This is a genomic window from Leucothrix pacifica (assembly GCF_003172875.1).
GTDB lineage: Bacteria > Pseudomonadota > Gammaproteobacteria > Thiotrichales > Thiotrichaceae > Leucothrix > Leucothrix pacifica.
This window is the reverse complement of record NZ_QGKM01000010.1, coordinates 1-23,774: the sequence shown is the minus strand read 5'-3', so window position 1 is coordinate 23,774 and position 23,774 is coordinate 1. Positions and strand designations below refer to the sequence as shown.

At 45.7% G+C, this 23,774-nt stretch carries 22 protein-coding genes and 1 rRNA gene; 14 read left to right on the top strand and 9 right to left on the bottom strand.

Annotated elements, in window-relative coordinates:
- Positions 1-114: 114 nt before the first annotated feature.
- Genes DKW60_RS05450 through DKW60_RS05440 form a run of 3 tightly spaced genes read right to left on the bottom strand, consistent with a single transcriptional unit; the run spans position 115 to position 2,990 of the window.
- Positions 115-1,116, bottom strand: coding sequence for an FAD:protein FMN transferase (locus tag DKW60_RS05450; RefSeq protein ID WP_181389591.1), 1,002 nt, complete (start codon positions 1,114-1,116; stop codon positions 115-117).
- Between the two features lie 13 nt (positions 1,117-1,129).
- Positions 1,130-2,107 carry a type II secretion system protein GspC gene (gene gspC, locus DKW60_RS05445; RefSeq protein ID WP_109836655.1) on the bottom strand — a complete coding sequence of 326 codons (978 nt, stop codon included), beginning with the start codon at positions 2,105-2,107 and terminating at the stop codon, positions 1,130-1,132.
- The gene (locus DKW60_RS05440) at positions 2,100-2,990 is read right to left on the bottom strand and encodes a phosphoribosylaminoimidazolesuccinocarboxamide synthase (RefSeq protein WP_109836654.1); all 891 of its coding nucleotides are present in this window, start codon (positions 2,988-2,990) and stop codon (positions 2,100-2,102) included. The genes gspC and DKW60_RS05440 overlap by 8 nt, the downstream gene beginning before the upstream one ends.
- Positions 2,991-3,065: 75 nt before the next feature.
- Here DKW60_RS05440 and purE point away from each other — a divergent pair, with 75 nt between their 5' ends.
- From purE to DKW60_RS05420, 4 genes are all read left to right on the top strand, one after another.
- Positions 3,066-3,560: a 5-(carboxyamino)imidazole ribonucleotide mutase gene (gene purE, locus DKW60_RS05435; RefSeq protein WP_109836653.1), complete on the top strand. Its 495-nt coding sequence runs from the start codon at positions 3,066-3,068 to the stop codon at positions 3,558-3,560.
- The gene (locus tag DKW60_RS05430; RefSeq protein WP_245929598.1) at positions 3,557-4,699 is read left to right on the top strand and encodes a 5-(carboxyamino)imidazole ribonucleotide synthase; all 1,143 of its coding nucleotides are present in this window, start codon (positions 3,557-3,559) and stop codon (positions 4,697-4,699) included. The genes purE and DKW60_RS05430 overlap by 4 nt, the downstream gene beginning before the upstream one ends.
- The gene (locus tag DKW60_RS05425) at positions 4,696-5,289 is read left to right on the top strand and encodes a class I SAM-dependent methyltransferase (protein ID WP_109836652.1); all 594 of its coding nucleotides are present in this window, start codon (positions 4,696-4,698) and stop codon (positions 5,287-5,289) included. Before DKW60_RS05430 ends, DKW60_RS05425 begins: the two co-directional genes overlap by 4 nt.
- A gap of 126 nt (positions 5,290-5,415) precedes the next feature.
- Complete coding sequence (locus DKW60_RS05420) at positions 5,416-5,928, top strand: cache domain-containing protein (RefSeq protein WP_109836651.1); 513 nt, start codon at positions 5,416-5,418, stop codon at positions 5,926-5,928.
- An 82-nt stretch (positions 5,929-6,010) separates the two neighbouring features.
- Here DKW60_RS05420 and DKW60_RS05415 read toward each other — a convergent pair whose 3' ends face one another.
- Together DKW60_RS05415 and DKW60_RS05410 are read right to left on the bottom strand one after the other, a co-directional pair.
- Positions 6,011-7,477: a cryptochrome/deoxyribodipyrimidine photo-lyase family protein gene (locus DKW60_RS05415; RefSeq protein WP_109836650.1), complete on the bottom strand. Its 1,467-nt coding sequence runs from the start codon at positions 7,475-7,477 to the stop codon at positions 6,011-6,013.
- Complete coding sequence (locus tag DKW60_RS05410; RefSeq protein WP_109836649.1) at positions 7,470-8,780, bottom strand: DASH family cryptochrome; 1,311 nt, start codon at positions 8,778-8,780, stop codon at positions 7,470-7,472. The genes DKW60_RS05415 and DKW60_RS05410 overlap by 8 nt, the downstream gene beginning before the upstream one ends.
- Before the next feature lie 96 nt (positions 8,781-8,876).
- Here DKW60_RS05410 and DKW60_RS05405 point away from each other — a divergent pair, with 96 nt between their 5' ends.
- On the top strand, positions 8,877-9,797 hold the full coding sequence (locus tag DKW60_RS05405; protein ID WP_219988646.1) for a fructosamine kinase family protein: 921 nt from the start codon (positions 8,877-8,879) through the stop codon (positions 9,795-9,797).
- A gap of 63 nt (positions 9,798-9,860) precedes the next feature.
- On the opposite strand, the gene ftsY is transcribed toward DKW60_RS05405, so the two are convergent.
- Complete coding sequence (gene ftsY, locus DKW60_RS05400) at positions 9,861-11,066, bottom strand: signal recognition particle-docking protein FtsY (protein ID WP_109836648.1); 1,206 nt, start codon at positions 11,064-11,066, stop codon at positions 9,861-9,863.
- Positions 11,067-11,107: 41 nt separating this feature from the next.
- On the opposite strand from ftsY, the gene DKW60_RS05395 reads away from it, so the two are divergent.
- The 3 genes from DKW60_RS05395 to rsmD are packed head-to-tail and all read left to right on the top strand — an operon-like array spanning position 11,108 to position 14,497.
- Positions 11,108-12,529 (top strand): M16 family metallopeptidase, encoded by a 1,422-nt coding sequence (locus tag DKW60_RS05395; protein ID WP_245929597.1) that lies wholly within the window; start codon positions 11,108-11,110, stop codon positions 12,527-12,529.
- Complete coding sequence (locus tag DKW60_RS05390; protein WP_109836647.1) at positions 12,529-13,920, top strand: M16 family metallopeptidase; 1,392 nt, start codon at positions 12,529-12,531, stop codon at positions 13,918-13,920. The genes DKW60_RS05395 and DKW60_RS05390 overlap by 1 nt, the downstream gene beginning before the upstream one ends.
- The gene (gene rsmD / locus DKW60_RS05385; RefSeq protein WP_245929596.1) at positions 13,913-14,497 is read left to right on the top strand and encodes a 16S rRNA (guanine(966)-N(2))-methyltransferase RsmD; all 585 of its coding nucleotides are present in this window, start codon (positions 13,913-13,915) and stop codon (positions 14,495-14,497) included. The genes DKW60_RS05390 and rsmD overlap by 8 nt, the downstream gene beginning before the upstream one ends.
- A gap of 25 nt (positions 14,498-14,522) precedes the next feature.
- Here rsmD and hspQ read toward each other — a convergent pair whose 3' ends face one another.
- Complete coding sequence (hspQ, locus tag DKW60_RS05380; protein WP_109836645.1) at positions 14,523-14,840, bottom strand: heat shock protein HspQ; 318 nt, start codon at positions 14,838-14,840, stop codon at positions 14,523-14,525.
- Positions 14,841-15,008: 168 nt separating this feature from the next.
- On the opposite strand from hspQ, the gene udk reads away from it, so the two are divergent.
- From udk to DKW60_RS05360, 4 genes are all read left to right on the top strand, one after another.
- Positions 15,009-15,650, top strand: a complete 642-nt coding sequence (gene udk, locus DKW60_RS05375) for a uridine kinase (RefSeq protein ID WP_109836719.1) — start codon at positions 15,009-15,011, stop codon at positions 15,648-15,650.
- 191 nt (positions 15,651-15,841) lie between these two features.
- Entirely contained in the window at positions 15,842-16,837 is a 996-nt protein-coding gene (gene gap / locus DKW60_RS05370) for a type I glyceraldehyde-3-phosphate dehydrogenase (RefSeq protein WP_109836644.1), read from the top strand.
- Positions 16,838-17,039: 202 nt separating this feature from the next.
- On the top strand, positions 17,040-17,732 hold the full coding sequence (locus DKW60_RS05365) for a VC0807 family protein (RefSeq protein ID WP_109836643.1): 693 nt from the start codon (positions 17,040-17,042) through the stop codon (positions 17,730-17,732).
- A gap of 64 nt (positions 17,733-17,796) precedes the next feature.
- Positions 17,797-19,905 (top strand): AAA family ATPase, encoded by a 2,109-nt coding sequence (locus tag DKW60_RS05360; protein WP_109836642.1) that lies wholly within the window; start codon positions 17,797-17,799, stop codon positions 19,903-19,905.
- A 92-nt stretch (positions 19,906-19,997) separates the two neighbouring features.
- Here DKW60_RS05360 and DKW60_RS05355 read toward each other — a convergent pair whose 3' ends face one another.
- Both DKW60_RS05355 and DKW60_RS05350 read right to left on the bottom strand, forming a co-directional pair.
- Positions 19,998-21,443, bottom strand: a complete 1,446-nt coding sequence (locus DKW60_RS05355; RefSeq protein WP_109836641.1) for a glyceraldehyde-3-phosphate dehydrogenase — start codon at positions 21,441-21,443, stop codon at positions 19,998-20,000.
- A gap of 242 nt (positions 21,444-21,685) precedes the next feature.
- Positions 21,686-22,159, bottom strand: coding sequence for a peroxiredoxin (locus DKW60_RS05350; protein WP_109836640.1), 474 nt, complete (start codon positions 22,157-22,159; stop codon positions 21,686-21,688).
- Between the two features lie 396 nt (positions 22,160-22,555).
- On the opposite strand from DKW60_RS05350, the gene DKW60_RS24465 reads away from it, so the two are divergent.
- Both DKW60_RS24465 and DKW60_RS05340 read left to right on the top strand, forming a co-directional pair.
- Positions 22,556-23,047 (top strand): ComEA family DNA-binding protein, encoded by a 492-nt coding sequence (locus DKW60_RS24465; RefSeq protein ID WP_281271818.1) that lies wholly within the window; start codon positions 22,556-22,558, stop codon positions 23,045-23,047.
- A 510-nt stretch (positions 23,048-23,557) separates the two neighbouring features.
- Positions 23,558-23,774: ribosomal RNA gene (locus DKW60_RS05340) — 16S ribosomal RNA — on the top strand; the annotation flags it as partial.

Below are 23,774 nucleotides of genomic sequence, written 5' to 3'. Positions count from 1 at the left end.
TTTTGAGTTCATATCAGGTCATCCTTGTTGTTTGACTTATTCTGATTTCAACATAGCATTTCTTAGGAAGTATACCTAGCTTTTAGCGCTAATTGCTTTAAATGTCCCCTCTAATCAAGGCTTTATAAAAGTCTCATCAGGGAAGTTATTCCACGTAGAAAAGCCATCTTTATCACGTGTAATCATGTAGGCTTTCAATTGGTTCTCAGCAATAAAAGCTTTGCCTTTATCTTCACCCAGAACCATGATCGCGGTAGCAAAACCATCAGCTATCATAGCGCTGTCATTCATTATTGTAATGGACGCAAGTTGATGGGTGATCGGCTTTCCCGTTGAAGGGTCAATGGTATGTGAGTAACGCTTGCCATCGCGTTCAACATAATTGCGATAATCGCCCGACGTTGCGACGCCCGTGTCTTTTAGCAAGATGCCCTGCTGAATGGAGCGTTCCTTGGTGCTTGGCTTTTCAATAGCGATTCGCCAAAGGTCACCGTTAACTTTAACCCCGTTTGCGCGAATTTCACCGCCAATCTCTACCAGATAACTACTGACATTCATACCTGCTACCAGCTCAGCGATAGCATCCACTGCGTAACCTTTAGCAATGGCAGAGAGATTGATTTGCAGTTGTGGAATTTGCTTGCGCAGTGCAGGCGGTGATAACCGAACGTCTAGCTTCTGATAGCCAATATTTTGTTTGGCTTCATCAATGCTTGCTTGATCGGGATTGTTATTCGTGAAGTCCTTTCCGAAGCCCCACATTCTAATCAGTGGACCGACGGTGACATCGAATGCACCACCACTTTTCTTGCTGATTTCCTGCGCTGCTGCGGTTACTTCGGCAAATTCTGCCGAGACCGGATACCAGTCTGTGCTTTGGCTTTGGTTGAACAGGCTGATTTCAGAGTCTTTTATCCACGTAGACATTTGCTGATTGATAGCCTTAAGTGACTCATCGATCGATTTTTGCATGCTCTGTGAATCTAGCTCAACACCTTTAGCGGGGAAGAGTGTGATGTTGTAACTGGTTCCCATGGTTGGGCCGCTGATTTTAACGGCTTCGACAGGTTTGCTACAGGCTGATAGCTGCAGCGCCAGAAGCGCGACAGCTGTCATAGCTAGGACAGATTTAAAATTCAGGAGTGAGGATTTGTTCATTGCCGCCGCGGGTGATAGTAATTGTCAAAGTAGGGGAGTCAGAGATTTGTTGGAAAACCTCCATACCTTTATTTGGGTCATCAATAATGATGTCATTCACCTGAGTGATGATGTCGCCATTTCTTAAACCCAGTGCACGAAACATTTTCCGGTTACGGCTTGGGTAGACCCGAATGCCGGTTACCGCACCGTCTTTACGCACAATAGACGGCGTAATCACTGACATCAGCACACTTGGATCTTCTAATGCCTGCTCGCGCAACTCAGCTAAGCTCGTTGCCTGACCATTATTATCAACAGGGTTTGGCATGCCATCATTATTAGTTGTACTGCGTGTCGCTGCCGTTCGTGGTCTCAGACGTGTATTTGAAGTGCGTGAACTGCCTCGGCTGGCTGTGGACGATCCTGATGATTTATCTGAGAGTTCAGGGAGTTCAATGGTCTGTTCCGTACCATTATTATCAATCACCACAATTTTGTCGCCGATAGACTTAACCGTCACACCTTCAAGCGTACGCTCGTCACCTTCCTGTACTTTAGGAATCGCATCGCCTTGGCTATAAACTTCTTGGATCTTGCCGTTGTAAGAGATCATGGCAAATCCACCTTTAGCGTTCTTAGAGGCGATAATGCCATGCAGCTTTAAGTTTAGATTCGTCACAACAGGCTTCACTGCGACGGGTTTTGGTGGAGGTGGAGCTACTTTCTTGGGCGCAGCTTTGGGGATTGCTCCGAAGATATGCTGATCAGCAATCAGTTTGCCGTAGTTTGCAGTTTGAACTCTGGCTTTGTTTGCATCGATCTGCGTTAAGTTAGCTGCCTGAGCCACTGCCGGTGGAGGTGTTAGCACCATCCAAAGTAAATTGGCTAAGGTAGCCCCGAGTGCAACGACCATCAGGAATGTCAGAATGCCCGGAACCTTCATAAACCATTTTTGAATATCAGCCATTGTCAGACTCCGTCAAACGTCGCGCCACTTCCTGATACTTAGCTGCAGTACGCTCAAGAATCTCGGTGGGTAATGTCGGGCCAGGAGGGGTTTTATCCCAGTCCAAAGTCTCAAGGTAGTCACGAACAAATTGCTTGTCGAATGACGGAGGGCTGGTGCCTTCCTGATATTCATCCGCTGGCCAGAAACGTGATGAGTCAGGCGTGAGTATTTCATCGATCAGTACAAGCTGGTCATTTTCGTCTAAACCAAATTCAAACTTGGTGTCAGCAATGATGATGCCGCGTTCCAACGCATACTCAGCCGCTTCGGTATACAACTGCAAGCTAGTATCCCGTATTTGCGCAGCCAGCTCAGGCCCAATGCGTTGCTCCATAGTCTCGAAGCTAATGTTTTCATCATGATCGCCTACTTCCGCTTTACTGGATGGCGTGAAGACGGCTTCAGGTAATTTGCTGGCCTGCTTGAGATTTTCTGGCAATGTAATGCCGCAAACCTTTCCTGTTTTCTGATAATCCTTCCAGCCTGAGCCGATAATATAACCACGTACAATCGCCTCAATTGGCAGAGGGCGCAAACGACGAACTACAATGGCACGGCCTTCTAAGTACTCAGCTTCTTCATCGGTAATCGATAACTCATCAAGGTCAATGTCGGTCAGATGGTTTTGGATGACATGAGATAGCTTTTCAAACCAAAAGTTTGACACCTGCAATAGCACTTTTCCTTTGTCCGGAATAGGCTGTGGTAACACGACATCAAAGGCTGACAGGCGGTCAGTCGTTACGATCAACATGTGCTGCTCGTCAATAGCGTAAATATCACGCACTTTGCCCTGAGCAATGAGGTCGTAGTTTTTTAATTGTTGATTTGGCTGACTCATAAAATCGTTTACATAGAGATAATAGAAAACGATGCTATAATATCAGGTTTTTTGCAGGAAATAGGAGTGAATATTATGTCACAACCTGTGGTTGGCGTGGTGATGGGCAGTAATAGTGATTGGCCCGTTATGTGCAAAGCAGTTGAAATGCTTGAGGCCTTTGATATTCCTCATGAATATCAGGTCGTGTCAGCACATCGCACACCAGACTTATTATTTGAATATGCAGAGACGGCACAAGATCGTGGCTTAAAAACGATTATTGCCGGAGCCGGTGGTGCCGCTCATCTGCCGGGAATGCTGGCCGCGAAGACAATCGTACCGGTACTAGGCGTGCCTGCCGTCTCGAAATATCTCAAAGGTGTCGACTCGCTTCACTCCATCGTGCAGATGCCAAAGGGTATACCAGTTGCTACCTTTGCAATTGGTGAAGCCGGTGCGGCTAACGCTGCTTTGTTTGCCATTGCGATGTTGGCTAACAATGACCCTGCACTTGCAAAGAAGCTGCAAGACTTCCGTGAAACTCAGCGCCAGGCTGCGCTCAATATGAAACTCCCTCCTGAAGCATGAATACTGAAATGATTTTACCCGGTGCAACCATCGGAATGATTGGCGGTGGTCAGTTAGGCCGCATGTTTGTGATTGCCGCCAAGTATCTGGGCTACAACGTGCTGGTGCTTGAGCCGGGAGAGAATAGTCCGGCAGGGCAGGTTGCTGATGAGCAAATTGTCGCGGCATATGACGCCCCGGAAGCTTTGGCTACTTTCGCTCAGCGTTGTGATGTAATCACCACCGAATTTGAAAATATTCCTGCCTCGGTATTGGAAACACTCAGCGAGTCCACACCAGTACGACCTTCTGCGGCTGCTCTGTCAAAAACACAGGATCGCATTGTTGAGAAAGACTTCATCCGTTCCTGCGGATTGTTGCCAGTGCCTTATGGCGCTATTCGTACCCGCTCCGAAGTAGCACTTGCAATCGATGCGATTAAGTTTCCTGCGATTCTTAAGACCGCACGTTTTGGCTACGATGGCAAAGGTCAGATTACGGTGAATACACCGGACGAAGTGGTTGAGGCGTATGAATCACATCGCTCCGTAGATTGTGTATTAGAGCAGCGCGTCGATCTGGACTGTGAGATTTCCGTGGTGTTATCGCGCAATGAAAACGGCGATACACAGTGTTTTCCGGTCTCTGAGAACGTGCATGTCGATGGCATACTGTTTCAAAGCATCGTGCCGGCGCGTGTCGATCCTGACATTGCCAGAGCGGCTCAAGTTGCAGCTAAGCGAATCGCTACCAAGCTGGATTATGTGGGTGTATTGGCCGTTGAGTTCTTTGTGACGAAGAAGGCAGAATTGCTGGTCAATGAGATTGCGCCGCGTACCCATAACAGTGGTCACTTCACTATTGATGCTTGCGTTACGTCACAATTCGAACAGCAAGTCAGAACTGTGTGTAACTTGCCATTTGGCGATACTCGCTTACTCACGCCTGTGGTTATGACGAATCTGCTGGGTGATATCTGGGGCGATACGCAACCTGACTGGAGCAAGGTATTCAACAGTGCAGCCAGCAAGTTACATTTATACGGTAAAGCAGAAGCACGTGACGGACGTAAGATGGGTCATTTCTGCACCTTAGCTGATAATGTCGATGATGCGATTACAGAAGCCACTAAGATCTTTGAGCAATTGAGTGAATCATGAAACCGACTGAAGACTATCTAAACTCGCTACGCAAAGATATTGAGTTCACAGCAACACTTTGCGATAAAAAAATGGTATTTCGTTCAACGTGGGGAATCTTCTCACCACGTGAGATCGATGCCGGTACTGATTTATTACTGCGATATTTAAAGCCTGCTGAAGATGCCAGTATTTTTGATCTGGGTTGTGGTTATGGCCCAATAGGTCTGACATTGGCAAAGCTCGCACCAAAAGGTGAAGTGCTAATGGCGGACAAGGACTTCATGGCCGTTGAATACGCCAATCGCAATGCTATTTTGAATGGTATAAAAAATGCTGAAGCGATTCTCAGTAATGGTTTTCAGCACGTGGATAGTGATCGTCGTTTCGATTTAGTCGTGTCAAATGTACCCGCAAAAGTGGGTAACGAGATGATGACATTGATGTTGCACGATGCGTATCGACATATGAATCCGGGCGCTAAAATCTATTTAGTGACAGTGAATGGTTTACGCCAGTATATGAAGCGTAACCTACAGGAAGTGTTTGGTAATTATAAAAAAGAGAAACAAGGCGCTGCGTATACCGTTCAGTGGGCGGTGAAGCAATAATCTGATGGATTAATCCATTCAGGCTATGTTAAGCATAAAAAATAGGCATTGGCTCAGTTGAGGAATTACACGCTATAGTATGTAAAAAGGTGAAATTTCTATCAACGGACTGAGGAAATAATAATAATGCCTATCATCACTACAACAAACAAAATAGTAAGTCTCTGTGTCGGAGCCATTCTGTCTGCCTCAATATTTGCCAGTGAAGGTCATCACGAGTCACCACCCGTAAACGCCTTCCGTGTTAGCTTTGCGGATACTTTAACTCCACACGGTGCAAAATCCATTAGCCTGAGGGCGGCAGACCTGATTAACCGCAAAGGTCGAGTTGCTGTCGCTGAGTTTTCCCGTTTAGACGGCGGATTCCTGATTAAAGACGGTTTCGTTTTTTGCATGACACTGGACGGTATCATGATCTCTCACCCCGTAAGACCACAGTTAATCGGACAGAATCTGTCAGCTTACGACCGTTACGGTGAGACGTTTTTCCAAGAAATGATTCAGGTAGCATTATCGCTTGGTGAGGGATGGGTGGAATACAAATGGCCTTATCCCGGCACCAACGAGCTGCGACAGAAGGTGAGTTATGTCGTGCGAAACAAGGAAGGTTTCTTTTGCGGAGTAGCGGCCTTTAAGTGATGTGTGGAGGTCCTGATTCGCGGTATGGCAGAACGTTGGAGTATAATGAGTAATTCCTTAGCGTGAGTGATACTTAGATCGGTTACAACCTGACATGACGATTCAGAATGCGCGAGGCTTCCTGCTTAACCTGCGGGCGCTTTCGCCAAGACCACAACAAGTCACTGGCTTGTTTGTAAGTTAGCGTGACATCTACGATGGGTTTTGGGTAGTCCCTACCGAGCGTGATGCCATACATTACCTGTTCCAATTCTGTCATTTCATGTGGTTTGGTGATCAGTTCATTGGGCAGATCACTAAGCTCTGGACACCATTGGCGTATAAAGACCCCTTCGGGATCATGTTCTTCCGCTTGCTTAATCGGATTATAAATACGGATGGTGTTGATGCCGGTGACACTCGCCTGCATTTGAAATTGCGGATAGTGAATGCCCGGTTCGAAGTCCAGAAATAAGCGTGCCAAGTGCTGAACACCCCTTCGCCAGTCGATCTGCAAGTGATGGCATAGAAAACTGACCAACATCGCGCGCATTCTGAAATTCATATAGCCCGTTTTAATAAGGCATCGCATACTTGCATCAATGATGGGGTAGCCGGTATTGCCGGTTTCCCATACGTTAAGTAATTCCTCTGACTGATGTTTAGGGCGATATGGCAGCGAGTCATAGCCTCGGTTGAGGTGTTCAAACTCCATGCGTGATTCACTTTCAAACTTTTGCATGAAGTGACAGTGCCAATGTAAACGTGATGACAGTCCAATAAGCGCACGTCGCCAGCCTTTTCGCTGCCAGTGACTTAATACTTCTTGATAAGCCTGCCGCAGACTGATGTTTCCCCACGCCAAGTAGGGTGACAATCGCGAACAACTCTCACGACTCAGTGCAGGCTTTGATATCAGCAGGTGATAGCGTTGACCACGTCCATCAAAAAACTCATCCAGCACAGTTTTTGCAGTGAGTTCTCCACCGCTTTGCATCATTGGGTCGGGTTGTTTCCATGTCTCAGGTAGCTGTGAGGTATCAAAGCGGGTGTGCACAAGTTGCAGTTGCTCGGGATTGTTTTCTACCAATGGCGCGCGCATCTGTACTTTCCAGTTTTTATCCCAGACTTGACGGTTAGTCGCGCCACGCATTACTGCACCCAGCGGCGTTTCATGCCACGGAATGTGATGTTCCTCAAACCAATGCTTGAGGGCTAAATCTCTCTGGAAAGTGTTAGCAAGTCCGATTTCCTGATGGGACAATACCTGTTCGATTTCAAATTGACTGGCCAGACTTTCAAACACGGTTTCTGCTGAATCATGCGCTACCACCACGCGGCCATTTAATTGCCGATTTATCTGTAAAAGTGACTCAGTCACAAAGCGCCAGTGTCGCTCGGAATAGTGAGGGTCAGCGATGACCATGGGCTCAAATATATAGAGTAATAGCGTGGGATAGGGAGAGCTTTCGGCACGCTTTAAAGGCTCGTGATCACTGAGTCTGAGGTCACGTTTAAACCAAACGACATTAATGCGCAGTCGCTCTGTTTGAGATGAGCTGCTAGTCATTATTGGGAGGCATCACGTTGTGTTCCAGCCAGTAGTTAGTATACTGTTGCTGCGGGTCAAACTGCGCGACTTGCTTATCCAGATTGAAATGACGTTTGTTGACAGTAGTCGGACCTGCGCCTGCGATATATTGCCAATTTCCCCAGTTGGTCGCGACGTCATAATCAATCAAGGCTTGTTCTAAATAAGCCGCACCATATCGCCAATCCTGCTCCAACTCATTGACCAGACAGCTCGCGACAATCTGACGACCGCGATTAGATAAGAAACCGGTTAAACGCAACTCTGTCATGCAGGCATTCACTAGTGGGTGATCTGTTTGTCCCTGTATCCAACTGTCGATAAGATCAGAGCGGTTCTGGTAGTCCAGTGATTTATTCTGAGCGCCTGCGAATTGATACAACTTCTCGCCGTGACGCATGGCATACCATTGGAAATACTCACGCCATAATAATTCCACATAAATCCAGTAGGTCGATTCATTGGCACCATGACTCGCTTCGTATTGTTTGAGATCGGCAACAACTTGTCGGACCGAGAGGTTGCCATTAGCAAGCCAAGGGGAGAATTTGCTGGAGTAATGTGTGCCATGAAGTGCGTTGCGGGTTTGTTTGTAAGTCGAGGCAGCGCCTGACGCTAAGTAATCTGCGAGGTGCTTTAAGCCTGAAAGCTCTCCACCTACAAATTGATGTTCCGGACTAGTGTGGTTTGCTGTAGAGCCAATCGATTTATCAACCGCAGATAAGCCGGGTTGTATCGACTGCTGCTTTGGTGGAGGAGGGAGTGTGGTGATTTTTACTATTGGAGCGTTATGAGTTGCCTTTTCCAGCTTACCTCGCACACCGCTGAAGCCTCGTGGCATCGCTTCAATCTCAAACGGCAAATTGCTTTGGTCAAATAAGGTATGAGTGCCTATTTCATGGATATGAAGCTGTGGCATATCTTGTCGCAACGTTTGCCATACCTGCCGCTCAAACCAACCGAATTGCTGGCTGATGTACACATCAGTAACGCCAGAGGTAGTGATCAACGATTGTAGAGTTGCTTGATCATTGTCAGCGATCCATAAACATTGATTGAGCTGTGCGAGTTGCTGATCTAATTCGGCGATGGATTGGTTGAGGAAGGTTTGTCTTGGTGTAGAAAGTGGTGCAGTCATCTTGCTGCTGTGCTGATCCCAGGCGTGTGGTCGGCAATATAGACAAATCAGTTCATCCACTTCACCAACCGCTTTGGCGAGTGCTGGCTGATCGTGCAAGCGCAAATCCGTGGTAAAACAATACAAACCAACTTTTTGAGCCATCAGAACTCCGGCATTTTAGGGATTTGTGATAATTTGCATGAGCAGGGACTGCATTTCAATATAGGGCAGTCGCGATAGGGTTAAGGCAATGACGTTATGATGATGCAAACACAACAATTCGAGGCGTTATTGAGTGAGCAGCTGGCTCAGGATATTCAACTCCAAGAGATTCGCGCTGTGCATGGTGGAGATATTAACGATGCTTATAAGCTGACGATTAAGCCGTTAGATTCAGCACCACGTGATTTGTCATTGGAGTGGTTTATCAAGCTAAATGACCACAGTAAACTAGAAATGTTTGCCGCTGAATATGATGGTCTGAAAGAGATTCAGGGGAGTCAGTGTATTCGTTGTCCTGGGTCTCATAGCTATGGTCAGTTTGCAGGAAGTAGTTTTTTGTTGATGGAGTACATCGCTTTTACTCAACCGAAGTCTGACTCACAACGTCAGGCCGGACTGCAGTTGGCAGCGATGCATCGAACGGTTGAAAAAGCAGGTCGATTTGGTTGGCATCGTGACAACACTATTGGTACAACGCCGCAATCGAATGCTTATCATTATGACTGGATTAGTTTTTGGCGAGAGGAACGATTACGGCCTCAACTTGAATTGGCGAGATGCAAAGGCTTTAGTGATCGAGACTACAAAGCTGGCTTGCACTTATGCGATCAATTACCAGAGCTTTTTGATGGTTATGAGCCGCAGCCATCATTGCTGCACGGTGACATATGGGGTGGGAATATTGCCTATGATACCGAGGGTACTCCGGTTATTTTTGATCCCGCCTGTTATTATGGTGACAGGGAAAGCGATTTGGCATTGACTGAATTGTTTGGAGGTTTTGGGGAGGATTTCTACAAGGCTTATGAAGCGGCTTTTTCGATTGATCAAGGCTATCGGCAACGTAAAAAACTATATCAGCTTTATCATATTTTGAATCACTATCATTTGTTTGGTGGGGGTTATGGGCAGCAGGCGGGCGAGGTGATTCGGGAGTTGTTACGTCATTGCAGATAACCTGCTGGCACTAAACAGTCGTTTCAGCGCCAGCAATAAATGGTGTATGACTATGTTTGTGAGTTAGGCTTTATCCCCACCCAACAACGCGCCAGTAAACTGCTCTGCATCAAACACCTGCAAATCATCAATACTTTCACCAACGCCAACAAAGCGCACCGGAATACCCGTCTGCTTAGCAATCGCAAACAAAATACCGCCCTTAGCCGTACCATCCAGCTTAGTCACAGTAATACCCGTCAGCCCTAGCGCTTCATTAAATTCCTTAGCCTGTGCCAATGCGTTTTGCCCAATACTAGCATCCACCACCAACATCACTTCATGCGGTGCATCAGGGTCAATCTTCTGCATTACCCGCTTCACTTTTTTCAGCTCTTCCATCAGGTTGGTCTGGGTATGCAAACGTCCCGCTGTATCAGCCAGTAAAATATCGATGCCTCTAGCTTTAGCCGCTTCCATGCCATCATATATTACAGAGGCACTGTCTGAGCCTTGCCCCTGTGCAATCACCGGAACATCATTACGTTGTCCCCAGGTTTGCAGCTGTTCAACTGCTGCTGCCCGGAAGGTGTCGCCCGCTGCTAGCATGACTTTTTTACCATCGTTCTGGAATTTCTTCGCCAGCTTACCAATCGTTGTCGTTTTACCTGCACCATTGATTCCGACCATAAGAATCACAGTTGGCTTTTTGGTCGAGTCTATGACCAATGGCTTTGCAACAGGTTTAAGTACCTCACTCATGCTGCCATACAATGCTTGCATCAGCGCTTCACTATCTGCCAGTTCATTGCGGTCAACTTTCGCGGTGAGTTGATCGATGATTTCAGTAGTGGCTTCAATACCAACGTCGGCCATTAGCAAACGAGTTTCTAGGTCTTCTAAAACCTCGTCATCGATCTGCTTGGCGCCTAAGAATAAATTCCCAAGGCCTTCGGTGAGTGATGAGCCTGTTTTTGATAAACCGCTTTTGAGTCGTGAGAATAAGCCCGGCTTTGCCTGTGGCTCAGGTTGAGACGCCTCAATTACAGTTGGTTCATCTTGACTTGTTTCTGGAGAATTTGTGGCAATATCAGAAGGATTGGCGCTTTTAGCGTCATCCAAAGCAGAGGGTGCAGGCGTATCACCTGTGCGCTCAACCACTGCCGGAGTGTCGGAAATAGTCTCCGCTGCATCCTGCTGTGTTATGTTTTGTTGATTGTCCGTGGCATCAGTTGCCGGGACATCATTCACTTGTTCAGGCTGTTTTTTCTTCTTGAAAAATTTGAACATCGTTTATACTTCAATTTTGGTTAATAAATGTGAATCCTGTAATGCAGAGAATCTTATCACTTGGGACGCCAATGCGTAACTATCGTTTGTGGTTTGCGGCGATTGTGTTCAGTTGTGCCAGTGCGCAAGCTGATAGCACATCAATGAACACAGATGTAGTCACTAAAAAAGCGCCTAGCGTCTCAGAAAAAGTCCTGAAAAACGGCCTCAAAGTGCTGGTCAAAGAAGATCATCGTGCCCCGATTGCCGTTGTGCAAGTGTGGTATCGCATTGGTACTAGCTACGAGCACGAAGGCATTACCGGGCTTTCCCATGCACTTGAACACATGATGTTTAAGGGTACGGAGAGCCGTAAGTCTGGTGAGTTCGAAGTTATCTTGTCGCGAATCGGTGCTGAGAATAACGCATTTACTTCTCAAGATTACACCGCGTATTACGAAGTGCTGGCCGCTGAGCATGTCGAAACGGCGTTAGAACTGGAAGGCGACCGCATGCGTGGTTTGGTTCTGGATAAGGCTGAATTCGAAAAAGAAATCGAAGTCGTCAAAGAAGAGCGCCGCATGCGCACCGATGACAATCCGAATTCTGTGATGCGTGAGCAGTTCAACGCGGTGGCTTATCTGAATAATCCATACCGTGCACCTGTCATCGGCTGGATGGAAGATCTGGATAATATGAATCTGGATGATCTGAAAGACTGGTACGCTAAATGGTATGCACCGAACAATGCGACTTTGGTGGTTGCGGGTGATGTGGAGCCGGAGAAGATTTTTGCTTTGGCGGAGAAGTATTTTGGCCATCACGAATCGATGAAACTACCGGAAGTTAAGCCTCGTACTGAGATTCCTCAGATTGGCCCTCGTGAGATTGTTATTAAAGCGCCTGCAAAGGTTGAGCGTTTGATGATGGGCTTCAAAACGCCGGGTATGATCAGCGCGAAACAAGGCAAAGTTGAGAAATGGGAGCCTTATGCATTAGATATGTTGGCCAGTATTTTAGATGGTGGCAGCAGTGCGCGATTCTCAAAGAACCTGGTACGAGGTCAGGAGATCGCAGCTGGTGCCAGTGCCGGTTATATGGGTTATGGGCGCATGCCTCAGCTATTCATGATTAGCGGTGTACCGGCTACAGGCGTGAAAATTGAAGATTTACGTAAAGCGCTAATGGCTGAAATCGAAACGATGAAAACCAGCTTAGTCACACAGGAAGAGTTGGATCGTGTGAAGGCACAAGTGCTGGCGTCAGAAATTTACCAGCGTGATTCCGTAGAGCACATGGCTACCACTATTGGCGCCTTGGAGTCAACGGGCTTAGGTTGGCAACTTATGGATGAATACGAGAAGAATATTTTGGCGGTTACCGCAGAGCAGGTACAGCAAGTGGCGAAAAAATACCTCAATGAAGATCAGATGACGTTTGCGCGATTAGATCCGCAGTCATTAGAAGCCGGAGGTAACAAATAATGCGAGTATTTCAAAAGTTAGCTGCGAGCTGTTTAGTAGCGACCATCGCTTTATTGAGTACGAATGCTTTAGCGGGACCAAAAATAGAAAACTGGACAACCGATACTGGTTTGCGCGTTTTTTATGTCGGGATTGATGATTTGCCGATGTTGGATTTGAGCCTGAGTTTTGATGCTGGTAGTGCACGTGACGGCGAGCAATACGGTGTTGCCAGCATGACTATGGCGATGATGGACAAAGGCGCGGCAGGCATGGATGCTAATAAACTGGCAGAGGTGTTTGAGAATGTTGGTGCGAATTTCTACACCAATGCATCACGCGATATGGCTAATATTGGGCTGCGTACTATCACACTAGAAAAGCCATTTAAATCTGCAGTAGACAATTGGCTAGCGGTGATCGAGTCGCCTGAGTTCCCACAGGCAGACTTTGAGCGTATGCAAAAGCAGAAGAAAGTGGGTTTTGAAGCGCAGAAACAAAATCCGGGCAGCATCGCAGGGAGAGAGTTTTACAAACATTTGTATGGTGACCATCCCTATGCAAACCCTGTGGGTGGTTATGAAGACAGTATTGCTGCGATGACCACGGCAGACCTGAAAGCATTTTATGAGCGTTATATCGTAGAAGAGAATGCCATGCTGACCATCACCGGTAATGTGAATCGTGAGGAGGCTGAGCTGCTGGCCAAGCGTATTGCGGAGGTTTTACCTGCGGGTAAAAAGCCAGAGCCAATTCCTGAGGTAAAGCCATTAACGGAGGCTAAGACGATTCATATCCCGTTTCCATCGAGTCAGGCCCACATACTAATGGGGCAACCTGGTTACAAGCGTGGCGATAAAGATTACTTCAAATTGTATTTGGCGAACCACCCGTTTGGTGGCAGCGGTTTTACTTCTCGCCTTATGAAGGAGATTCGTGTGAAGCGCGGTCTGAGTTACAGCGTTTACAGTTATTTCTCGCCATCACGTGAGCTAGGCCCATTTGTAATGGGCATGCAGACTAAACTGGATCAGATTGATGAAGGTAAAGAAGCTCTGGCGGAATTGTTGAATACTTATCTGAAAGATGGTGCGACTGAAGCTGAGATTGAAGAATCAAAACTCAATATCACCGGAGGGTTCCCGATGGGTGTTGCGGGTAACAGTAATATTGGTAACTATGCTGAAATGATTGGTTTTTATGGTATGCCATTGAATTATCTGGATACCTTTACTGATCGAATCAATGCAGTGACCCTTGATGAGGCGAAAGAGGCGATGCAACGCCGTATTAAGCCTGATGCGATGCTGACTGTGGTGGTTGGTGGTGAAGCCAAAACAGATGATAGTGCTGAAGCGTCAAAGGATGAGACCGCTGCGGGCTCTAAAAAGACGGAAGCTGTCAGTGGCTAAAGGAAGAAAGGGCGGTAGTCGCCTGAGAATCATCGGAGGGGAGTGGCGTAGTCGTCAGCTCCCCTTCGTTGAGGTGCCGGGATTAAGACCGACGCCAGATCGTGTGCGGGAAACGTTATTCAACTGGTTGCAGGGCGATATTGTCAATGCACGCTGTTTGGATTTATTTGCCGGTAGTGGCGCAATTGCCTTTGAGGCATTGTCGCGTCGTGCTGCTGAGGTGGTGCTCGTTGAAAAGCATGCCAGAGCGGCTCAGCAGTTACGTGATAATTTACAGTTGCTTGAGGGGCAGGGTGAGTCCAGAGCAAAAGTCGTCAATTTGGATGCCATGAAGTACCTGCAACAATCGCCAGAACCGTTTGATTTAATCTTTCTTGATCCGCCATACCGTAAAGGGTTTTTACCGTTAGTGCTGGATCAAATCACTGATCAAGGCTTACTGACTGATCGCGGGTTAATTTATCTTGAGCATGAATCCGAGGAGTCGTTTGACTGGCTGGATTGGAATCTGGAGATTAAAAAGCAGAGTAAAGCAGGACAGGTGTCAGGGTTTTTATTGGAACCGGGAACGACCTGACAGTACATTCCCGGATCTTTTAAAATTAGTTTAGCGTTCTGAGGGTGTGGTATTGCCCCTTGTCATCCGCTGCCAACATGTTCAGCAACATTGGATTGTCCACCTCAAGATCAGACACATCCGAGCAAATGTTTTGCTCTGAAACATAAGCCATTACAGTATCTTCATCCACCAGCACGTGATACCACGGCGCATCTTTAGGTGGATTGTTCTTGGCGTGCTCATCATACCACTCGTCATCACCTTCAAACTCTGCATCGACGTCAACAATCACGCCTCTAAAGTTATAGTGCTTGTGGTAGATCACTTGTCCAATATTGTATTCAGCTCGACGAATATCCATTGTTCACCTGAAAGTTGGTCTTAATTAACTACATGATGGGGAAAGATCACTTAATTTCAAGAAGTGTCTTTTATAAAGTCATTCTAACGCATAATCGCCATGCTTACGCTGGAGTGTGTTGAAATAAAACTGATAGACTTATGTCACTTAAATTCACGAACCATCACCATGATAAACACAGACAGCTTTTCGCAACGGCCCGTATTCATTTCTATTGTTGGAGCATCTTGCTCCGGTAAAACCGCATTGGCAAATAATATAGCTAAACGGTTCAGCGACCATCAGGTTAGTGTGATAGCTGAAGACGCTTATTATAAGCGCCAAGATCACCTGACACCGGAAGAGCGCGTCAACATCAACTATGACCATCCGAATGCATTTGATCATGATCTGTTAAGTCAACACATCCACCAGCTACGCACTGGTCAGTCAATTGCCAGTCCTACTTATGACTACGTTACACATAACCGGGCAGATGCAACCATACCGGTGTCAGCGACGCCAGTCATTATTATCGAAGGGATATTGCTCTACCACGAGCAGGCACTTCGTGACCTGTTTGCGCTGAAGCTGTTTGTGGATACTCCCCTGGATATTTGTCTGGCGCGTCGGGTGGAGCGTGATGTGATCGAAAGGGGTAGAACTGTTGACTCTGTACTGTCTCAGTACCATAAAACAGTACGCCCTATGTATCGTGAATTTATTGAGCCATCGAAATATTACGCTGATTTAATTGTGCCCATGGGTGGTTACAATGAAGTGGCGCTAGGTGTTCTGGATAGTAAAATTACTCAGTTAATTGATAGTTAACTAGCTGATCTATAACGGCTTAAATCTCTTTGCTCAATTTTCTTTTATAATCTAACATATCAAATTATTATCTAATATACTTGTAGTTTAGGTACAAAATTATGGGTTGAGTGTTCTTTTTATCTTGAAGTGCGATGTTCATGAAGTTAAACTACATCTATTCCTTATAGAATATAGAGCAAGGTGACATCATGACAATCAAGGTCGGAATAAATGGATTTGGTCGTATCGGCCGGATGGTTTTCCGTGCAGCAATTCAGAACTTCGACGATATTGAAGTAGTTGCAATCAACGACTTACTAGAGCCTGACTATCTGGCTTACTTGCTACGTCATGACTCAGTACATCGTCTTTTCAAAGGTGAAGTTGCTGTAGAGAACGGACACCTTGTCGTAAACGGACGTCACGTGCGTCTGACCGCAGAGCGCAACCCTGAAGATTTGAAATGGGATGAGGCAGGTGTTGATGTTGTTGTTGAGTCTACGGGTATCTTCCTGACTGAAGAAACAGCAAGCGCTCACCTGAAAGCAGGTGCTAAGCGTGTTGTGCTGTCTGCTCCTTCAAAAGACAGTACGCCAATGTTCGTTTATGGTGTTAACCACGAAACTTACGCTGGTCAGGCAATCGTTTCTAATGCGTCTTGTACCACTAACTGTCTGGCACCGATGGCTAAAGTTGTTCATGACAACTTCGGCATCAAGCGTGGTTTGATGACTACGGTTCACGCTGCGACGGCAAGTCAGAACCCGGTTGATGGTCCATCTCGCAAAGACTGGCGCGCAGGTCGCGGTATTCTTGAGAACATCATTCCATCGACAACAGGTGCTGCTAAGGCAGTTGGCAAAGTAATTCCTGAGTTGGACGGTTTGCTAACAGGTATGGCTTTCCGCGTACCAACGTCTAACGTGTCAGTGGTTGATTTGACGGTTGAGCTAGATAAAGACGTTGCTTACAAAGATATTTGTATCGCAATGAAAGAAGCGTCAGAAGGCGAACTCAAAGGCGTGATGGGTTACACGGATCAGGCTGTTGTTTCAACTGACTTCGTCGGTGAGTCATGCACCTCTAACTTCGATGCGAGCGCCGGTATCGCATTGGATGACAATTTCGTTAAGCTGATCTCATGGTATGACAATGAGTGGGGCTACTCGAATAAGATGCTGGATATGGTACGCGTGGTGTCGTAATACACCCCGCACTATTGGCTACCAGCATTTCTTAGCCGGCATACCGCATAGGGTTGCCGGCATTTTTTTGCCTGCGAATTGTCCATCGTGATGAAATTAAAATAAATTAATAGAATCTCGCTAGTTGAGCGTTTAGACTGCAACGTCGCGCTGCAGTATACGAAGCGCCAGTAAGTTGAATAAAGTGAAGTAAAGATAGCCAATGACTACTCAGAAAAAACAAAATCCATTTACAGACTTGATTGTAAGCATCGTCATTCCTTCAGTGATCCTGATGAAATTTAGTGGTGCTGATCACCTTGGGCCCGTTGGTGGATTAATCGTCGCGCTGGCATTTCCGCTTGGTTGGGGTTTATACGAACTCATCGTCAACAAGAAGCGTAACTTTGTTGCCTTGCTGGGGATTATCAGTGTGCTGCTAACAGGAGGGATTGGTCTGTTTAAGCTTGATAACCAATGGTTGGCAGTAAAAGAAGCGGCGATTCCTTCCTTGATCGGTATAGGTGTGTTGATCTCTACATTCACAAAATATCCTTTGGTAAAAACATTACTGTTCAACCCAACGGTGCTACACGTAGATAAAATCAACGAAAAACTGGAAGAGAAAAACAACAAGGCACAGTTTGATAAGCAGCTGATGAATGCGAATTATTTACTCGCAGGTACATTCTTTTTCTCAGCGGTCATGAATTACATATTGGCGAAGTGGATTGTCGTTAGTCCATCTGGAACCGAAGCGTTTAATGAAGAGCTGGGTCAGATGACATTAATGAGTTATCCCGTGATAGCCATTCCCTCAATGTTAATGATGCTAGGGGTGTTTTATTACCTGTGGCGAACCATTAACCGTCTTTCCGGTTTAGAGCTGGAAGAAGTGTTTGCCGTAAAAGAATAAATTTACAGGACCGAATAATTCTCTGAAACCGAGTGTGGTTTCAGATCTTTGCTATACTCAAAAAATGAACAAAAAACTACCTGAATTACTTGAACAATATGAAGATATTGTCATCCTCTGGTCCTTGCGTGTTTTGTACAACCTCAAAGGTTATATGCGCATGGATACTGAGTACGGATTGTATGGACATGACCGTGCCTTGAGCGTGGTTGGACTTGAGCATCTGATCGATAAGCATGATGACGAGAACCCGATTTCGAAAAAGAAGTTTCGGAAGATCCTGAAAGCACAAAGTGATCTGTACGAGAAAAAGACGATCGCCTACGAGGGCATGCTCTTTCGTAACCTGACTGAATTGGGAAAACTGGTTGAGTTAAGTGAGACAGAAAAAAAACTATTAGCGTTTGGAACACTGATTCATGCAATTAAGGATTTAACGGAAGTCTGTGGTGTACTGGGAGACCTCACTGCGCGCGGAGTTGTGAATAGCTTAAGCATCATTCTTGATATTGATCCGGCCAGTATTCGTCAGGCACTTTCAAAAGAGGGTTTGCTTAATCGCACAGGCCTGATGCGTCTGGATTGTAATTATCCTGATGAGCTGGATGATCAGCTAGAGTTGCTGGATGAGATTACGGATGTGCTGCTGGATGATGAAGAGCTGGATATCATGCAGTCGCTTCGTCGTTTCTTTAAAGTAGCCCGTAATGCATCGCTGGCACCTGATGACTTTTCACATGTGCAAAAAGACTATGGTTTGGTGCATGACTATCTGAAAGCAGCGAGTGATAAGCGCCTAAAGGGTGTGAATATTCTCATCTACGGGCCACCGGGTACCGGTAAAACGGAGATGGTGCGTACCTTGGCGAAGGATCTGGGTTGCCCATTATATGAAGTTAACAATACCGGGGAAGGTGTGGTTGACGAATATGATAAGGCGCGTGTGGATTCTTATCAGTTATGCCAGCAAGTGCTTAAGCGTACTCCGGATACCTTGATTCTTTTCGATGAGATTGAAGATGTATTCTTGCGCGACGGAAGTATGGAGCGTTTTGGTATTCGTACCAGCTCTGATACTAAGAAAGGTTGGTTTAATCAGCTATTGGAAGAGAATACGCTACCGGCAATTTGGGTGTCCAATGTCATCTATCATATTGATGAGGCGATTATCCGTCGTTTTGATTATGTGATGGAGCTGAAAACACCGCCACGTCAGACGCGTATCAAAATTTTCCGCGAATATGCCAAAAGCATGGATGTGAGTGAAAAGTGGTTACAGAAGATTGCGACGAATGAATACCTTGCGCCGGGTCTGATCTCGCGTGCGGTAAAAGTGGTGTCAGAGTTAAATCTCAAGACACAGTCAGACGTTGAGTCAAACCTTGAGCAGGTTATCAGTAATACACTGGGCGCAATGGGGTACGACAAAGATCTTACCAAGGGTGTTCAGTCTCCGATTACCTATCGTCTGGATGCATTGAATCCTGATTACGATTTAGTGACGCTTCAGGAAGCATTAAAACAACACCCTAAAGGACGCATCTGTCTGTATGGTCAGCCGGGCACAGGTAAAAGTGAATTTGCGCGTCATATTGCAGAGACGCTGGATGTTCCCTTGATCATCAAGCGGGCATCTGACTTGTTGGATCCTTATGTCGGTATGACTGAGCGTCATTTACGTGAAATGTTCGAGCAGGCAAATGAGGAAGAGTCCATTTTGCTGCTGGATGAAGCGGATAGTTTTTTGCAGGATCGAACGAGAGCAAGAGAAAGCTGGCAGGTGACACAGGTCAATGAACTGCTAACTCAGATGGAGCAGTTCGATGGGTTGTTTTTCTGCTCAACCAATCTGATGGAACAGCTGGATCAAGCGTCATTGAGGCGTTTTGATCTGAAGATTAAGTTCGACTTTATCAAACCTGATCAGTTGTGGGGGCTATTCCGCCAGGTGCTGGAAGACTACAAGGCCGACGCACCGGATGAGAAGACATGGATGAAGCAAGTCATGTCGCTTGAAAATTTAACACCGGGTGACTTTGCCACGGTCGCACGACAAAGTCGTTTTTCTGGTAAGCCACTCGATGCTGATAGTCTGCTTGAAGGCTTGAAGCGTGAGCTGAAGTTTAAAGCTTATGGTGCTTACAAGAATATGGGCTTTATCAATAATAATTGATGCGCATAGTAAGAAGTAAAAACAAAACTGGCGGACTATCTGGTCCGCCAGTTTCGTATTAGACGTCAGTAAACAACTGAATCAAGTATGGGTTATGCAGGCACGTAAGGAATGTGCATGCCTACCATTTGGCGCATTACGCGCAGCACCTGTGTGCTGTATCCAAATTCATTGTCATACCAAACGTACAATACGCAGCTATTATCCTGAGCGATGGTAGCTACCGAATCAAAAATCCCTGGCTCTGGTGTACCAACGAAATCAGTCGAGACAACCTCGGTCGATGATGAGTATGCGATTTGCTCATTTAGGTCAGAGTTTAATGAAATGTCGCGGATATAATCATTAATCTCTTCACTTGTTGGTGCCTTTTCAAGATTCAACTTAATGACTGCCATTGACACGTTGGGGGTAGGGACTCGTATTGCGTTACCCGTTAATTTACCGGATAACTCCGGCAATGCTTTGGCAACCGCTTTAGCGGCACCAGTTGATGTCAGTACCATATTAAGCGGCGCACTTCGTCCGCGACGCTCAGCACTGTGATAGTTATCGATCAGATTTTGGTCATTCGTGTAGGAGTGAACAGTTTCCACGTGACCATTCACGATACCGTACTTATCATTCATCGCTTTAAGCACAGGTGTAATAGCATTAGTAGTACAAGATGCTGCGCACACAATAGTGTCACTAAGCTCTACATCATTGTGGTTTACACCATAAACGATATTTTTGATCTCACCTTTTGCCGGTGCCGTTAGTAATACTTTTGATGCACCGTTAGGCACTAAGTGGCGACCCAAAGCAGCTTCATCTTTAAAGACGCCTGTGTTGTCAACGATCAATGCATTCTCAATGCCATGTTCAGTGTAATCAATTTCTTCAGGCTTGCCCGCGTAAATCACTTTGATGTAATTACCGTTAGCAATAATGGCACTGTTTTCGTGATCAACCGTAATTGAACCATTAAATGGTCCGTGAATTGAGTCGCGGCGAAGTAAACTAGCGCGTTTTTCTAAATCACCATCACCTTTGCTGCGTACAACAATTGCACGCAGGCGAAGTTTGTTACCGGCAGTGGTTCTCTCGATCAGTAAGCGAGCCAGAATACGGCCGATTCGTCCAAATCCATACAGTACAACATCTTGTGGTTTGTCCAGGATGCTGATGTTTCCGTGGTTTGCAGCATCTACTGCGCCATTTAGGTAGTCTTCCAGCGATTGACCGTCATCCAGCTTGGAGTAGTTGTACGCTAGTTTGCCGATATCAACACGAGAAACCCCTAAGTTCATTGTCTTCAGAACTTCCAGAACTTTGCTGGTTGCTTCCAGCTTGATGTGTTCTCCAACCATGTGTTTACCAAGACGGTGCGCCTTGATGATATCAATCGTGGATGAGTTCATCAGTTTGCGTCCAAAGACGGTTAGGATGACGCCCATTTCGCGGTACATCAGACCGACTTCAGGAATCATTTTTTCGGCTAATGTTTGCTCATTCAGGTACGTTGCCAGATATGCATCGCTAGTTGGATTATTCACAATTTACTCCTCAGTAATATTGAATACACAGATAACTACAAATTATCTTACTGGAAGAATTAATACTGAGGGAAGTACAAAGAGGACGAGCAGACCCTTAGAAAGGGGTGTTTTGACTTATTTGGATACTAAGATTTACTTTTTATAGTGGGTAGATGAGTAATTTTTACTCTAAAAAATAATTCTCGGTAAGAAAAAGATACGAGGGAAGTATTTTTCCGACGTATCTTTTTGCCAGCGGATTATAGAATCGCGAGCATTGTTTCGGCTTTACTTACTTCAAATTCTTTAGGTGCCTCAACGTTTAAGTGCTTAACATTGTTGTCTTCAATAATCATGGCATATCGCTTTGAGCGAACCCCACCAAAATCACCGGTATCCATATCCAATCCTAATGCTTTTGTAAAAGCAGCACCGCCATCAGCAAGCATCGTGATGTTTTCAGCATTTTGGTCTTTTGCCCAAGCTGACATCACAAAGGAGTCGTTCACCGATAGGCAAGCAACCATATCAGCGCCTTTTTCCATAAATTCATCGTTTAGAGTGACATAGCCGGGTAGGTGTGATTTTGAGCAAGTAGGGGTGAATGCGCCTGGCAATGCAAAAAGAACAACCTTCTTACCTGCGAATAACTCTGTTGTCGTTGTGTTGTCTTCGCCATTTTTATTAATAGCTACAATGGGAGTTGCTGGTATCGTATTTCCTACGCTAATCATTCTCGGGTCCTAATGGGTGAATTTAATGAATGTCGATACTGCCATAGTGACATTGTGGCAGCAAACAGGTTGTTGCAGATTTACGGTTTGCATTCGGATGTTAGGTGATTTTGAGCAGGTCGAGGGAGGCTTAGTGATACTGATAACTCTGCTGGCATCGGTACATGGTGATAAGTGAGATACGACAAATGGCAAGTTATTATTTTGCACTAATATTTCAATTACTTAGAGTTTGTTGATCATTGTTGTCGGATATTTGGCTTAACCAATGGTCTTAAAATGGTTAGATTTCGTTTGAATGGATGCTAATTTTCTGCCTGATTTGAAGGCAAGGCTGCTAACTCAGCAGTGTTTTCGGGTCATTTACTAATAAAACAATAATAAAGGAGAAATCCATTGAAAGCGTTTAAATTGAAAATGGTCGTACTGGCAATCAGCTTGGGTGTCAGTAGTTCAGTATTCGCCGGATTAGTAAATATTAATAAGGCCAATAGCGAGGCTCTGGCACATCATCTGACGGGTGTGGGACAAAAGAAGGCTGAAGCTATCGTCAAGTATCGAAGTGAGCATGGAGCTTTCACCGATGCAGAAGATTTGGTGAATGTTAAAGGCATCGGTGAAGGTATCTTAAACAAGAATATTAAAGATATATCACTGACAAGTGGTGCTGTCGCGCTGGCTAAAAATGCAGAACTACCAGAGAAATTAGAGAAGATGCCTGCGAAAGCAAAGAAGGCAGTCATGATCAGTGACACTAAGCCCTCAAAGGAAGCCAAAACGATTAAGTCATCAGAAAAGAAGGTTGTTGCTAAAGCTGATGACAAAAAGCTTATCTCAATGACGAAGAAGAAGGAGGTATCTAAAGTTACAGATAAGTCTGAAAAGTAACTGGCTTTAAAGGGTTCAACTTCGATTTAGTTAAGTAGCCCGGTAGTATCGCTATCGGGTTTTTCCGTGTAGTTTGGAAATCATTTCAAACTAATTTCAAATTAATTCGAAACAGTCGTTGACAGCCTCCGGAATCTGTCTATAATGCGCCGCTCCTTACGACGCAAAGCATGTTGCTCTGCAGTTGTTAAGTATTTGAATTAACAGGCTTTATTCGTTAATTTAGGATTGTTTGAGTGAGTTGTTTTTAAAGTGTTTGCTTCGAAAATAAATCACAAAAAATGATTGACAGAATTTGAGGGTTGTATAGAATACGCCTCCTCGCTGAGATAGAGATCTTGGCAGCTAATTAACAAACTAGACCAAATAACTTGTGTGGGGATTTGTAGCTTGCAATAGACTGCAAGAAGCAATGAACCTAACGAACGTTAATTTTTGATTATACGTATTAAGTTAGGATTTAGAGCTTCAGCTTAAAAGATTTAACGGCATTTATGTCGTGACACTATTTAACTGAAGAGTTTGATCCTGGCTCAGATTGAACGCTGGCGGCATGCTTAACACATGCAAGTCGAACGGAAACGATGGTAGCTTGCTACCAGGCGTCGAGTGGCGGACGGGTGAGTAACGCGTAGGAATCTACCCAGTTGTGGGGGATAGCCCGGAGAAATCCGGATTAATACCGCATACGCCCTACGGGGGAAAGCAGGGGATCTTCGGACCTTGT